This window comes from Nocardia callitridis (assembly GCF_039543305.1).
GTDB lineage: Bacteria > Actinomycetota > Actinomycetes > Mycobacteriales > Mycobacteriaceae > Nocardia > Nocardia callitridis.
Map to the genome: position 1 here is coordinate 1 of NZ_BAABJM010000006.1, position 13,779 is coordinate 13,779.

General features: G+C 66.3%; 13 protein-coding genes and 1 rRNA gene. 8 read left to right on the forward strand and 6 right to left on the reverse strand.

Going from position 1 to position 13,779, the window contains the following annotated elements:
• The 4 genes from rrf to ABEA50_RS24430 form a co-directional block, all read left to right on the forward strand.
• Nucleotides 1–74: ribosomal RNA gene (gene rrf, locus ABEA50_RS31040) — 5S ribosomal RNA — on the forward strand; the annotation flags it as partial.
• Nucleotides 75–289: 215 nt separating this feature from the next.
• Nucleotides 290–1,018, forward strand: a complete 729-nt coding sequence (locus ABEA50_RS24420) for a rhomboid-like protein (protein WP_345498228.1) — start codon at nt 290–292, stop codon at nt 1,016–1,018.
• 38 nt (nt 1,019–1,056) lie between these two features.
• Complete coding sequence (nucS, locus tag ABEA50_RS24425; protein WP_345498229.1) at nt 1,057–1,740, forward strand: endonuclease NucS; 684 nt, start codon at nt 1,057–1,059, stop codon at nt 1,738–1,740.
• Between the two features lie 405 nt (nt 1,741–2,145).
• Entirely contained in the window at nt 2,146–2,451 is a 306-nt protein-coding gene (locus ABEA50_RS24430) for an ATP/GTP-binding protein (RefSeq protein ID WP_345498230.1), read from the forward strand.
• Between the two features lie 1,123 nt (nt 2,452–3,574).
• On the opposite strand, the gene ABEA50_RS24435 is transcribed toward ABEA50_RS24430, so the two are convergent.
• Both ABEA50_RS24435 and mce read right to left on the reverse strand, forming a co-directional pair.
• On the reverse strand, nt 3,575–4,588 hold the full coding sequence (locus tag ABEA50_RS24435; RefSeq protein WP_345498231.1) for a coiled-coil domain-containing protein: 1,014 nt from the start codon (nt 4,586–4,588) through the stop codon (nt 3,575–3,577).
• Between the two features lie 86 nt (nt 4,589–4,674).
• Nucleotides 4,675–5,148 (reverse strand): methylmalonyl-CoA epimerase, encoded by a 474-nt coding sequence (gene mce / locus ABEA50_RS24440; RefSeq protein ID WP_345498232.1) that lies wholly within the window; start codon nt 5,146–5,148, stop codon nt 4,675–4,677.
• A gap of 107 nt (nt 5,149–5,255) precedes the next feature.
• Between mce and ABEA50_RS24445 the strand changes: the two genes are divergently transcribed.
• The 3 genes from ABEA50_RS24445 (at nt 5,256) to ABEA50_RS24455 (ending at nt 8,173) form a co-directional block, all read left to right on the forward strand.
• On the forward strand, nt 5,256–6,434 hold the full coding sequence (locus ABEA50_RS24445) for an acetyl-CoA C-acetyltransferase (RefSeq protein ID WP_345498234.1): 1,179 nt from the start codon (nt 5,256–5,258) through the stop codon (nt 6,432–6,434).
• Nucleotides 6,435–6,870: 436 nt separating this feature from the next.
• Nucleotides 6,871–7,248, forward strand: a complete 378-nt coding sequence (locus ABEA50_RS24450; RefSeq protein ID WP_425577706.1) for a DUF3817 domain-containing protein — start codon at nt 6,871–6,873, stop codon at nt 7,246–7,248.
• A gap of 61 nt (nt 7,249–7,309) precedes the next feature.
• Nucleotides 7,310–8,173 carry a tetratricopeptide repeat protein gene (locus ABEA50_RS24455; RefSeq protein WP_345498773.1) on the forward strand — a complete coding sequence of 288 codons (864 nt, stop codon included), beginning with the start codon at nt 7,310–7,312 and terminating at the stop codon, nt 8,171–8,173.
• 444 nt (nt 8,174–8,617) lie between these two features.
• Here ABEA50_RS24455 and glgB read toward each other — a convergent pair whose 3' ends face one another.
• Both glgB and ABEA50_RS24465 read right to left on the reverse strand, forming a co-directional pair.
• Nucleotides 8,618–10,774 carry a 1,4-alpha-glucan branching protein GlgB gene (gene glgB / locus ABEA50_RS24460; protein WP_345498236.1) on the reverse strand — a complete coding sequence of 719 codons (2,157 nt, stop codon included), beginning with the start codon at nt 10,772–10,774 and terminating at the stop codon, nt 8,618–8,620.
• Nucleotides 10,771–12,774 (reverse strand): alpha-1,4-glucan--maltose-1-phosphate maltosyltransferase, encoded by a 2,004-nt coding sequence (locus ABEA50_RS24465; RefSeq protein ID WP_345498238.1) that lies wholly within the window; start codon nt 12,772–12,774, stop codon nt 10,771–10,773. The genes glgB and ABEA50_RS24465 overlap by 4 nt, the downstream gene beginning before the upstream one ends.
• 143 nt (nt 12,775–12,917) lie before the next feature.
• Here ABEA50_RS24465 and ABEA50_RS24470 point away from each other — a divergent pair, with 143 nt between their 5' ends.
• Complete coding sequence (locus tag ABEA50_RS24470) at nt 12,918–13,307, forward strand: DUF2255 family protein (protein ID WP_345498239.1); 390 nt, start codon at nt 12,918–12,920, stop codon at nt 13,305–13,307.
• 6 nt (nt 13,308–13,313) lie between these two features.
• Here the strand turns inward: ABEA50_RS24470 and ABEA50_RS24475 are convergent, their stop codons facing one another.
• A complete protein-coding gene (locus ABEA50_RS24475) occupies nt 13,314–13,535 on the reverse strand; it encodes a type II toxin-antitoxin system HicA family toxin (protein ID WP_345498240.1) in 222 nt (73 codons plus the stop codon).
• Nucleotides 13,532–13,762, reverse strand: a complete 231-nt coding sequence (locus tag ABEA50_RS24480) for a type II toxin-antitoxin system HicB family antitoxin (protein ID WP_345498241.1) — start codon at nt 13,760–13,762, stop codon at nt 13,532–13,534. The genes ABEA50_RS24475 and ABEA50_RS24480 overlap by 4 nt, the downstream gene beginning before the upstream one ends.
• Between the last annotated feature and the right edge of the window lie 17 nt (nt 13,763–13,779).

A 13,779-nucleotide genomic window follows, 5' to 3' on the forward strand; every position in this document is an offset into this window, starting at 1 on the left:
ACCCGGAAGCTAAGCCTGCCAGCGCCGATGGTACTGCACTCGACAGGGTGTGGGAGAGTAGGACACCGCCGGAACAATTTTCACGAATGCCCCCCGACTTCGGTCGGGGGGCATTCGTCGTTTCCCGGGTCCAATACTGCCGGTGCGTGGTTCGCAGGATTTTCTCAGGGAATCGACACCTGCCGTCCAGCCGCGATCCGGATAATGGAGCCAGACGGTCAGAACACTCGATGCCGGAAATCCGATCCGGTGTGTGCTGGAGTGTTCGACGACGGAGGTGTGCACGGCTGTGACGACGACGCGGGTCGAACCCGCAGCGCCCGCCGACCAGGGCGCGGCCCGCAGGCTGGGCCTGCGGCGGCTCCGAGTGCCCGCGACCGCGGGGTATCTGAGTGCTCTTGTCGTCGTGTCCACTGTGTTCTCCGTTCTGAGCGATTCCGCTCAGTCGAAGGTCGTGCTGCACGCAAGCACCAATCTGCACAATCTGCTCGACGGCCGGGTCTCGACCTTGCTCGCTAGTGCACTGGTGATCGGCGATGTCGCCGGTTCGTGGGTGCTCATTCCGTTGTTGGCCTGTCTGCTCGCGCTCGCCGAATTGCGGTTCGGCGCACTGCATCTGGTCCGCGTGTTCCTGGCAGGTCATATCGGCGCGACACTGGTGGTGGCCGGTGGGCTCTGGGTTTCGGTGGAGGCCGGGTGGCTGCCGACGAGCATTCGGTGGGCCGAGGATGTCGGGATCAGCTACGGCGCGATGGCGTTGGTCGGCGCCCTGGTGGCCACGGTGCCGCCGCGATGGCGGTGGGCGTGGTCGGGCTCGTGGCTTCTGGTCAGCGGTGGTGGCGTACTGCTGGGGCAGAGCTTCACCAACGTGGGGCACCTCGTCTCGTTCTGTATCGGATCGATCGTGGGGTACTGCATGATCCGCGCCGGTGCTGGCACACCGAGGCGACTGACGAAGGTCGAGTGGGGGTTGCTGGCCGTGAGCGTGCTGCTCGCGGTGATCTTGCTGATGGGCTGACGTCGGCGACGTGGGTGCCCTGCCCTACAGTGCTTGGGGTGCGCCTAGTGATTGCTCGCTGTCAGGTCGACTACGTGGGGCGACTCACGGCCCATCTCGCGATGGCTCGCCGCCTGCTATTGATGAAAGCGGATGGCTCGGTGCTCGTGCATTCCGACGGCGGCTCCTACAAGCCGCTGAACTGGATGAGCCCGCCGTGCTGGCTCGAGGAGCGCGATAGTGACCTCCCCGAAGGGGCGAAAGCCCTGTGGGTGGTGACCAACAAGGCCGGTGAGGAACTGCGCATCACCCTCGAGGAGATCGAGCACGACTCCTCGCACGAGCTCGGTGTTGACCCCGGGCTGGTGAAAGATGGTGTGGAAGCGCATCTCCAGGAGCTGTTGGCCGAGCATGTGCATACCCTCGGCGCGGGTTACTCGTTGATCCGACGGGAGTACATGACCGCCATCGGTCCCGTGGACCTGTTGTGCCGCGACGAGACGGGTGCCACCGTCGCGGTCGAGATCAAGCGCCGCGGCGGCGTCGACGGCGTCGAACAACTGACCCGCTACCTCGAATTGCTCAACCGCGACCCATTGCTCTCCCCGGTGGCAGGAGTGTTCGCCGCCCAACAGATCAAGCCGCAGGCCCGCACGCTCGCGGAAGACCGTGGAATCCGTTGCCTGGTCCTGGATTACGACGCCCTGCGCGGCACGGAGAGCAGCGAATTCCGGCTGTTCTGAGCAACACCATTGCTCGTAGTTGCGCGATCAGCGCCGGGTGCAGGTCTAGCGATTGTGCGGAGTCGTTGTCCTGCGCTACTCGGAGCGCTGCGCAGCCGACGGCCCCAGGCTGATCGACGGGCGCCGCCGTCGGTGATGGCGGGGCCGACCACGGCGGTTCATGGGGCTGCTGTGCGCAGTTCGGCACCCTCTCTCGGCGTTGGAGCGCGGCGTTCGGCGCCGATCGGCCCTTGTCTCGCAGCCAGTGCGGGCACGAGCGGCGCCGACCACGGCGATTTGTGCGGCTGCTGCGTGCACGTTGCGCCCTCGCACGTCGTTGGTGAGCGGGACGGTCGGGTGCTGATCGGCTCGTCACGAGGCGACCGCGGGTGTGCTCGACGTTCGCGTGACTCCTAAAGTGGGGGTATGCCTCGGCGGAAACCGCGTGCGGACCGTAGCAGGGCGGCGCGGTTCGGTGCCGCCCCGATCAGCGATGTCTTCGGGCGCACGGAGTCAGGACCCGGTGGTGACGAGATGTATACGGTCCGCACCATCCCCGGCAGCCGCGCGACCAAGACCTATCGTTGTCCGGGCTGCGACCACGAGATCGCTCCCGGAGTCGCCCACGTAGTCGCGTGGGAGACCTACGGCGGCGAGGACGACCGCCGACACTGGCACCGAGGCTGCTGGAACGGCCGACACACACGGGGCATCACACGCCGCTGGTCGTGAGGCGCGGTCCGAATGTGGCGCGGGTGCGAGTCGGCTATTCGATCGCCACAACGGTCTCGACCGCCAGCAGCCCGGTTCCGAGAGGCCCGCGGCCGCCAGTGCAGTGGTGTCGCGGAGTGGCCTGATCGCCGATCGATGCGCACGCTGGTGCTGGTCCGTGGATGTGTTGTCGGTTGCGCGGGCGGACCGTTTGCGTTGATCGTGAACCGCGGAGTCCTGCAAGGAGTTTGCCTGCGCCTGGCGGTCGGTTGAAAGTGATTGTGGCGAGCGGGTGACTAGGAGGGTCGTAGCGTCGGTCGGTGTGCCCGACTGGTGCCGACCCCGTGGGATGTGTTGTCCGGTTCTGCGGGCGGGTTGTTGGCGTTGATCGTGAACTGCGGAGTCCCGCAGTGAGTTTGTCGTGGGTGGCGGTCAGTTGAAGGTGGTTGCGGTTGCCGCTGGTTGTGCGAGTCGTGGCGATGGGCGGTGTCTGCTGGTGGCCGAGCACGCGGGGTCGGCTGTTCGGTTGTTTGGGTTGGACCGTTGGCGTTGATCGTGAACTGCGGAGTCCCGCAGTGAGTTTGTCGTGCGTGGCGGTCAGTTGAAGGCGATTGCGATTGCGATTGCCGGTGATTGTCGGGTTGTAGCGTCGGTCGGTGTGCCCTACTGGTGCCGACCCCGTGGGATGTGTTGTCCGGTCCGGCTCGCTGGGCCGTTGGCATTGAGTGTGAACGACGGAGTCTCGCAAGGAGATTGCCTGTGCCGGTCGAGTAGACGGGCGGGTATTGGAAGCCCTCGACGCGTTTCGTGCTGTGTGGGGGCCAGATTTTCGGCCTTCCACAGTTGCTGGATGCATTGGCGTAGTCGCTTGCGAGGGCGGCCGACGGGGCGGTGGTAGTCACACGCGCATCATCCGCTACGTCCTGCGGATCTATGTCGTCTCGCCGGTCGAGAGTCGTTGCGGGAGGTGACTGTCGGGGCGAGGGCTTTGGTCGGTTCCGTGTCCGGGACGAGCGGCTTGAAAAGCGCTGTGCTGTCCGGAGACTGCTGCGCTGCCCGGAAATTTAGGAAGGCCGCCCCATGTGGGGCGGCCTTCGGTCCGATATGTGATTGGGGGTACTACGGTGTCGCCGGGCGCCCGTCGTCAGCTGACGTCGGCGTTCTCACGCTCTTCGTCCACTGCTTCTTCTTCGTCGTCCGCCTGCGCGACCTCTTGCTGGATCGCCTTGGTCCGCGAACCGGAGACCTGCTTGGTCTCGTTGCCGCCGATCGACTTGCGCTGCTGCTCGGGAACGCCGTCCAGCAGTTCGCTTTCGCGGTTGACGGCGGCGAGCATGGCGGGAACGGAGTCGAGCTGTCCGCGAATTCCCAGCAACTGGGCTAGCACGCGGCCGCGCAGCACGCGCATCTCCTCGGCCAGTTCCTTCGCGTGCGCGATCTTGCGATCGGAGGTCTGGGTGGCGGAGGTGATGAGACGGTTGGACTCGTCGGTCGCGTCCTTGATCCGCTGTGCGGCCTCGGCGCGGCTGGTGGCCTCCAGTTCTTCCATCGCACGCGTGAGCTTGGTGCGACGGTCGGCCATGGTGGCCTCGAAGTCCTGCTGGGTAGCCTTGCGCTTGGCGTCGGCTTCCTTACCGAGACGGTCGGCCTCGGCCTGGGCGGCCTCGATGATCTTGGTGGACTCGGTACGCGCGTTAGCGAGAGTCTGCTCGAACTCGATCTCGAGCGCCTCGCGCTTCTCCTTCGTCTCCGCGAGCAGCGACTCGTACTTGCCACGCATCTCGGTGGCCTGCTGCTCCGCGATCGACACCATCTCCGCGGCCTCGGCCTGTGCGAGCGCGCGAACCTCGGAGGCTTCGTCGGAAGCGAGCCGCAGCATCCTGGAGATGCGGTCGGACATGCCTTCGGCGGTGGTCGGCGGCACCGAGAGACGGTCGACCTCCTTGCGGAGTTCATCGATCTCGTCGCGTGCGTCTTCCAGTTGACTCGCGAGGTTACGGGCTTGTGCCGCAGCAGCATCCCGGTCGGTAGCGGTGACCCTTAGTTCGGCATCGAAGCGGTCGAAGTAGTTGCGTACCTCGTCTTGCGCATAACCTTTGCGCACAACAGTGAAGGGCAGTGCAACGAAGCGATTGCGATCGGACTCAGGTGACGACATGGCCAACAAACTACAGCCTACGGCGAGCTGATGGAGACTCGACCGGGAATGTAATGGGAACGAGTTTTGTCGCTCCGATCTTGATACTAGTGCGTAACTTCGACACTCGGCTGGACCAACTCGATCAGCACACCGCCAGCATCCTTCGGATGGATGAAATTGATGCGGGAATCGGCGGTTCCGGGCCGAGGAGCCTCGTACAGCAAACGCACACCCTTGGCGCGAAGGTGGCCCGAGACCGCCTCCAGATCGGTGACGCGGTAGGCCAACTGCTGGAGGCCGGGGCCGTTGCGATCGATGAACTTGGCGATGGTCGAACTCTCGTCGATCGGCGCGAGCAATTGCAGTGCCGTCGCGCGATCGGGAGCGGCGGGCAGCGAGAGCATGGCCTCGTGCACGCCTTGCGCGTCGTTCACTTCACGATGGGTCTCGACCATGCCGAGATGCTCGCTGTACCAGGCGACCGCGGCGTCGAGATCGGGGACGGCGATCCCCACGTGGTCGACGGCGGTGACGTAGTCCGCGGGGATGAGTTCTGACGGTTCGGTGGGGGCGCTCACACCATCGACGGTAGCGCGCCTGACGAAACTCGGCGCGGGCGTACCCGTTACCCTCGGGTAGGAATTCCTGCGTTTTCAGATGCAGCAAGATGAATGCGAGGCTCGTTGTGACCACTTCCGTGATCGTCTCCGGTGCGCGTACCCCTGTCGGTCGGTTGCTCGGCGGACTGAAGGATTTCAGCGGGTCCGACCTCGGCGGCTTCGCTATCAAGGCCGCGCTCGAGCGTGGCGGTGTCGCACCAGAGAAGGTCGACTACGTGATCATGGGACAGGTGCTCACCGCCGGTGCCGGTCAGATCCCCGCGCGTCAGGCCGCGGTCGCCGGTGGCATCCCGATGGATGTGCCCGCGATCACAGTGAACAAGGTCTGCCTTTCGGGGATCAACGCGATCGCGTTGGCGGATCAGCTGATTCGGGCAGGCGAGTACGAGGTAGTTGTCGCCGGTGGCCAGGAGTCGATGACCAACGCGCCGCACCTGCTCGAAAAGAGCCGCAGCGGTTACAAATACGGCGATGTGGCGCTGCGTGACTCGATGGCCTTCGACGGGCTCTACGACATCTTCACCGATCAGCCGATGGGTGCGCTGACCGAACAGCGCAACGACAGCGAGCCGATCAGCAGGGCCGAGCAGGACGAGTTCGCCGCCGCCTCGCATCAGCGCGCGGAGCAGGCATGGAAGAACGGTTTGTTCGACGAGGAAGTGGTGCCGGTCGAGGTGCCGCAACGCAAGGGCGACCCGCAGTTGGTCGCGGTGGACGAGGGGATCCGTGGCGACACCACGGCCGAGTCGCTGAGCAAACTGCGTCCCGCGTTCCGCAAGGACGGCACCATCACCGCGGGCACCGCGTCGCAGATTTCCGATGGCGCGGCGGCGGTCGTGGTGATGAGCAAGACCAAGGCCGAGGAGCTCGGCTCGAGCTGGATCGCCGAGATCGGCGCGGCGGGTGTGGTGTCGGGTCCCGACTCGTCGTTGCAGGATCAGCCAGCCAATGCGATCGCGAAAGCCTGTGCGCGTGAGGGTATCTCGCCGTCGGACCTGGATCTTGTCGAGATCAACGAGGCGTTCGCCGCGGTGGGCATCGCCTCGACCAAGAAGCTGGGGATCGATCCCGCGAAGGTGAACGTCAACGGTGGCGCGATCGCGATCGGGCATCCGCTCGGCATGTCCGGGGCGCGCATCCTGCTGCACCTGGCATTCGAGCTCAAGCGGCGCGGCGGCGGGATCGGTGCCGCGGCGCTGTGCGGTGGCGGTGGTCAAGGCGACGCGCTGATCGTTCGCGTCTAGCGGCGCTCCCTGGTCGGTGTCGGTGATCGTTACCGGCGGCGGTGTCGCTGGTTGGGGGCGTGGCGGTCGTAGTTCGGGCGGGCTGGGCGTCGTCGAGTGGTGTGCCCTGGTCGGTGTCGATGGTCGTCACCTGACCGCGGTGTCTCCGGTCGTTAGCGTGCCGGTCGTGATTCGGGCGGGCTGGACGCGTCTAGTGGTGTGCGCCCTGGGAGTGTTGATGGCCGTTACTCGACCGCGGTGTCGCCGGTCGTGAGCGTGGCGGTCGTGGTTCGGGCGGGCCGGACGCCGTCTAGCGGCGCCCCGGTCGGTGTCGATGATCGGTACCGACCGCGGTATCGCTGGTTGGGGGCTTGGCGATCATGATTTGGACGAACCGGACAGTGGTGTGACCCGTCCGACTACGACAGCGCGTAGTGAATCCGGCACAATGGGGCGCATGGGCAATGTCTTCGACCTGAGCACCGTGGCCAAGCGGTTTCGCTTCATCGCGGTGCTCGAGGCGATCTCCTGGTTTCTGCTGATCGTCGGCATGGTGTTCAAGCGCCTCCCCGAGCCGGTGCTGTGGCCGGTCAAGGTGTTCGGGATGACGCACGGCATCATCTTCGTGCTGTTCGTCATCGGCGCGCTGCTCGCCGCGCGCGAGCTGCGGTGGAACGCCAAGACGACGGCGTTGGCGTTGGTGTCGAGCATTCCGCCGTTCTGCACGGTGGTGTTCGAGATCTGGGCGCTGCGCACCGGCAAGCTCGGTGAGCTGAGCGAGGCCACCGGGGCGGATTCTTCGGACTCCGGAGCCCCGGCGCCCGCGACGCCGTGACAAACTGGAAGACGTGACTCGACCAGCCGCTCGCCGTCCTTCGCCCGCTGCCGCCGCCGCTATGTCAGGGGCGGTCGATTTGTCCAGCCTCAAGCAGCCGCCCGCGGGTGCGGGCGCCGCGTCTGCGGGCGGGGCCTACGAGGTCGGCGAAGCCGATTTCGAAACGAAGGTCCTGCGCCGCTCCGCGCAGGTGCCGGTGGTCGTCGCGCTGTATTCGCAGCGCAGCCCCGGCAGCGTCGAACTGGTTCGACTGCTGGAGCGCTTGGTCGGCGAGAGCGGCGGCGCGTGGGATCTGGCCACCGTCGAGGCCGAGCCGAATATGCGGATCGCGCAGGCGTTCGGAGTGCAGGGCATCCCGACCGTCGTCGCGGTCGCGGGCGGTCAGCCGTTGGCGGATTTCCAAGGCGCACAACCGGAAGCGCAGGTGACGCAGTGGTTGAGCGCCGTCGTCGACGCGGTGGCCGGGAAACTTCCCGGCGCCGAAGGGGCGGAGGAGGGCGAACAACCCGAACCCGAGGACCCGAGATTCACGGCCGCCGAGAACGCGCTCGACCAGGGCGATTTGCCCGGTGCCGAAGCAGCGTACGCGGCGATCATCGAGGCCGAGCCCGGCAACGAGGAAGCCAAGTCGGCATTGCGGCAGGTGCGTTTCATGGGTAGGGCGCAGACGATCCCGGAATCGGCGGTGCAGACCGCCGACGCCGAGCCCGACAATGTGGACGCCGCCTTCGACGCCGCGGACCTGGAATTGCTGCAACAGCGTCCCGAGGCCGCCTTCGACCGGCTGATCGGCTTGATCAAGCGCACCTCGGGCGAGGAACGCACCAGGGCGCGCACCCGGCTGCTGGAACTGTTCGAGTTGTTCGACAAGACCGAGGCTTTCGTGGTGGCGGCACGACGCAAGCTCGCCGCGGCGCTGTACTGAGCTGACGGACGCTGGCGCACCGCTCGATCGGAGTTCCAGCGCACCGTCGGAGCGAGTGGCAAGCATTCGCGAACTGCCTCCATCAACAAAGCCGCCGCCCGATCCTCGTAGGCGACGTGCTCACGACCCAGGCCATGCACCACATCACCGCTGTGAACGGCGGTCGCCAGATTGCCGAGGGTGAAGGCCGCCATCGGCACTATCAGCAGCAGCTTGCGCGCCGACCCGCGCACTCGAGGCGGCGATCACGGGCGCACCGATCGCATACGTCGACACCGCGCACCCTGCGCTGGGTTCGGAGACCGACCAACATCGGCCTGGTTGACGGCGTTGAATATCGGTTTCGCCGGGTCGGCGAGACATTCCGCTGGAAGGGTGCGAGCCCGGCGACGACCGAGGTCGCGGGTTCGGTGGGCACGGCCGACGAGCAGCCGCGTCCCTCGGTCATTCTTCCGGCGTCAACCAGACCGCGCTGTTGGGTGCCAGCGCGACCGTGGCCGACGCGGCGCGTTCGTGCCACGGCAGCGCCTCGGCCTCGACCGCACCCATGTTCCCGACGCCGGAGCCGCCGTATTCGGCGGCATCGGTATTGAGGATCTCGCGCCAGCGACCGGTCGTCGGCAGGCCGACCCGATAATCGCCCAGCAGTGTGCCGGAGAAGTTGAACAGGCACGCCACCACCGAGCCGTCGGAACCGTAGCGCAGGAACGACAGCACATTATTCGCGCTGTCGTTCGCCTCGATCCAGGAGTACCCGCCCGGGGCGGTGTCCTGGCTCCACAACGCGGGATGCGCGCGGTAGACCGTGTTGAGATCGCGGATCTCGGTGCTGATGCCGCGGTGCAGCGGATTGTCCAGTTCACGCCAGTCCAGGCCGCGTTCGTGCGACCACTCCCTGGACTGGCCGAAATCCTGGCCCATGAACAACAGTTGCTTGCCGGGATGCGCCCACATGTAGGCCAGCAGTGCGCGTACCCCACCGGCTTTCGCGAAATCGTCGCCGGGCATTCGTGACCACAGCGTGCCCTTGCCGTGCACCACTTCGTCGTGGCTGATCGGCAGCAGATAGTTCTCGCTCCACGCGTACATCAGCGAGAAGGTGATCTCGTTGTGGTGCCAGCGGCGGTGGATCGGGTCGCGTGCGAGGAAGTCGAGGGTGTCGTGCATCCACCCCATGTTCCATTTCATGGTGAAGCCGAGGCCGCCGACATCGGTGCCTCGGGTGACGCCCGGCCAAGTGGTCGACTCCTCGGCGATCGTCACCACGCCGGGGTGCTCGCGGTGCACGGTGGCGTTGAGTTCCCGCAAAAAGGCGACGGCTTCGAGGTTTTCGCGACCGCCGTGCACATTGGGTTCCCACTCGCCTTCCCGGCGTGAGTAATCCAGGTACAGCATCGAGGCGACCGCGTCGACGCGCAGGCCGTCGATGTGGAACTCCTCGACCCAATAGCGCGCGTTGGCGACCAGGAAGTTGCGCACCTCGTTCCTGCCGAAGTCGAAAACGAAGGTGCCCCAGTCGAGTTGCTCGCCGCGGCGCGGGTCGGGGTGCTCGTAGAGCGGGGTGCCGTCGAAGCGGGCCAGCGCCCATTCGTCGCGCGGGAAGTGCGCGGGCACCCAGTCCAACAGCACGCCGATGCCCGCGGCGTGCATGCGGTCGACGAAGGCGCGGAAGTCGTCGGGGGAGCCGAAGCGCGCGGTGGGGGCGTAATACGAGGTGACCTGGTAACCCCACGATCCGCCGAAGGGATGTTCGGCGACCGGTAGGAGTTCGATGTGGGTGAATCCGGCCGCACGCACGTATTCGGCGAGCTGGTCGGCGATTTCGCGGTACGCGAGGCCCGACCGCCACGAATCGAGATGCACCTCGTAGACGCTCATCGGTGCCTGCGTGGGATCGGTGTTCGCGCGACGTTCCAGCCATTGCCCGTCGCGCCAGTGGTGGGCGCTGTGGGCGACGATCGAGGCGGTGGCGGGTGGGACCTCCGTGGCGAAGGCCAACGGGTCGGCATGGTCGACGGTCCTGCCGTCGGCGCAGTGCACGCGGTACTTGTACTTGGTGCCGGGGGCAACGCCGGGGACGAAAACCTCCCATACCCCCGACGACCCGAGCGCACGCATCGGCGCGGCCGCGCCGCTCCAGTTGTCGAAGTCGCCGAAGACGGTGACTCCTCTGGCGCCAGGCGCCCACACCGCGAACGAGGTACCGAAGACGTCGCCGTCGAGGGTGGTGTAGTGGCGGGGGTGCGCGCCGAGCACTTCCCACAGTCGTTGGTGGGTGCCCTCGCCGATCAGGTGGAGGTCGAATTCGCCGACGGTGGGCAGGAAGTGGTAGCCGTCGGCGCCGATCACGGTCTGCCCGCCGGGATAGGTGGTGACGATCCGGTAGTCCATCACCTCGGGGTAGGGCAGTGTCGCGGCGAAGATGCCGTGCCCCAACGACTTCAACGGATGCTCGGTGTCGCCGACTTTGGCGAACACCGATTCCGCGTAGGGGCGTAGCACCCGCACGGTGGTGCCGTCGGATGCCGGATGCGCACCGAGGACGGTATGCGGGTCGGTATGTGTTCCCGCGGCGAGCAACAGTAGGTCTCGGCGATTCACCGCAGGGTCCTGCGGTAGGCGAGTTCGGTGCGTGTCGGTTGGGCGACGGGAGGCAGGGTGAGAACGTGTGCGACCGCGTGTGCGGGGTCGAGGCGAACGTAATTCGTTTGGCTCCAGTGGTATTGCTCGCCGGTGATCTCGTCACGCACCACCGGATGGTCGTGCCATTGCCTGCCGATGGCGGGCAGGTCGAGCGAGAGCATGCCCCATTCGGTGGCGAACGGGTTGAGGTTGACCACCATGAGTACCGCGTCGCCGCTGGCCGGATCGATCTTCGAATACGCGAGCATGGCGTCGTTGTCGATGTGGTGGAAGTGCAGGCAGCGCAGCTGACGGAGGGCGGGGTGCGCGCGCCGGATCTCGTTGAGCCGAGTGATCCACGGCGCCAACGATTCACCACGTGCCAGCGCTTCGTCGTAGCGGCGCGGCCGCAGCTCGTACTTCTCCGAGTGCAGGTATTCCTCGCTGCCCGCTCGCACGGCTTCGTGTTCGAACAATTCGAAGCCGGAGTACACCCCCCATGTCGGTGCCAGTGTGGCGGCGAGCACCGCGCGGATCGCGAACATGCCTGGCCCGCCGTGTTGCAAGCTCTCGTGCAGGATGTCCGGGGTGTTGACGAACAGGTTCGGCCGCGCCTCGTCGGCCTTGGCGGCGAGCTCGTTGCCGAAGTCGGTGAGTTCCCACTTCGTCACCCGCCAGGTGAAATACGTGTAGGACTGGCTGAATCCGCGGCGTGCGAGGCCGTAGAGGCGGGCGGGGACGGTGAAGGCCTCCGACAACATGATCACGTCCGGGTCGGTGTTGCGCACCGTGGTGATCAACCACTCCCAGAAGTCCGCGGGTTTGGTGTGTGGGTTGTCCACTCGGAAGATCTTGACACCCAAGCTGATCCAGTGCCGCACCACGCGCAGCACCTCCGCGTAGAGACCGTCGGGGTCGTTGTCGAAGTCGATCGGGTAGATGTCCTGATACTTCTTCGGCGGGTTCTCCGCGAAGGCGATGGTGCCGTCGGGCAGGGTGGTGAACCATTCGGGATGGTCGATGACCCACGGGTGGTCCGGCGCGCATTGCAGGGCCAGATCGATGGCGACTTCCAGTCCGTGTTCGGCTGCGGCGGAAACGAATTCGGCGAAATCAGCTTCGTTGCCGAGCTGTGGATGGATCGCGTCGTGGCCGCCATCGGCGGAGCCGATCGCCCACGGCGAGCCGACATCGTCGCCGGTGGCGACGAGCGCGTTGTCACGGCCCTTGCGGTTGACCGTGCCGATCGGGTGGATCGGTGGCAGGTACACCACGTCGAACCCCATGTCGGCGATCCTCGGCAATTCCTTGGTCGCGGTGGCGAAGGTGCCGTGCGCCGGTTTGCCTTCGGCGTCCCATCCGCCGGTGGAGCGGGGAAAGAACTCGTACCAGGAGCCGTAGAGCGCGCGGGGGCGTTCCACGACCACGGTGTGCTGCCTGCCCCTGGTGAGCAGGTCGCGCAACGGTGCGGCGCGCAGGATCTCGGCGATCTCGTCGGTGAACGCGGGCGCCACGCGTGCGGGTAGTTGTCCGTCGGCCCGCAGGGCGGCCGCTGCGGCGCGCAGTCGCTCGAACTGCTTCTTCGGTACCGCCTGTGCGGCGCGTTCGAGCAGGCGCGCACCGTGTTCCAGGTCGTTGGCCAGGTCGGCGGCCGACTGTCCGACGGCGAGTTTGGCCTCGACCGCCGAGCGCCACGTCGCGACCGGGTCGCTCCATCCTTCGATGCGGAAGGTCCATGTGCCCGGCGTGTGCGGGGTGAAGGTCGCGTTGAAGACGTCCGGCTCGTAATCCGGGGACATCCGGATCCGCGTCGGCCGCGCGGCACCGGGCGCGCGGACCGCCAGTGTCGCCGCGACCGCGTCGTGGCCTTCCCGCCAGACCACGGCACGCACCGGGAACACCTCACCGACGACGGCCTTGGCGGGTCGACCGCCTGCGAGGCACGGTGCGGTGTCATCGATAGCGATGCGGCCGGTCACGCGACCAACCTACCGGGCGGGACGGGTGTTCATGAGATCAGCGCGTGCGCCGCTCAGGTTTCGCTGGTCAGGTTTGACCCGGACGTGCGCGGGCATGTCCACCGCGAGTTGTCCTGCCGGATCGCACAGGAAGGAATGCGCCGATGGATGAGTGGAACAGCGATGATCGGACCAGCATCGCGACGGAGGACGAGTTGAACATCGCCACCGCGCGCGCCGACGGCACGATGCGCCCACCCGTCGTCGTCTGGGGTGTTGTCGACGGCGGCGACGTGTACATTCGGTCGGTCAACGGCGTCGACGGACGGTGGTACCGGGGGACCGGCGACCGGATGCAGGGACACCTGAGCACCGACGACGTCGACCGCGACGTGGAATTCGTGACCGTCGATGCCACCGGCTCACCCCAACTGACCCGCCGCATCGACGCCGCCTACCGCGAGAAGTACCACCGCTACGCGGGATCGATCGTCGACAGCATCACCAGCCCTACCGCCTCGGCGGCAACCCTGCGCGTGCTGCCCGCTTCCTGAACGAATTCATAAACGTGCGGCGAAGTCTTCCTGGTCGATGCCCGCTTGCCGCAAAACAGCCGCCAAGGTGCCACGTTTCAGCGGTTTGTGCAGCGGAATGGTGACACCGAGTCCGGTGTCACCATTGCGCAGAATGGCGTGGCTTCCCTTCGTTCGGACGTGCGCGAATCCGATCTGTTCGAGGACTTTGATTGCCTGCGCTCCGGTGACGACCGGAAGGCGGGTCATGCAACGTTCACTTGCACCGGCGCCGTCACGGGGTGCGCCGATAGTGCGGCGAACTCTTCTTCTGTCGCGTCCTCGAGGTAGAGCTCGGCGGCTTCGCGGACATTGGCCAGCGCCTCTTCCACCGTTTCGCCCTGGCTGATAGCGCCGGGAAGTTCGGCGATTTGCGCTACGAATCCACCATCCGGGTCTGGCGTAAGCACAGCCGTGAGGTAGTGAGTGTCTGCCACGCAACAAGATTACCTTC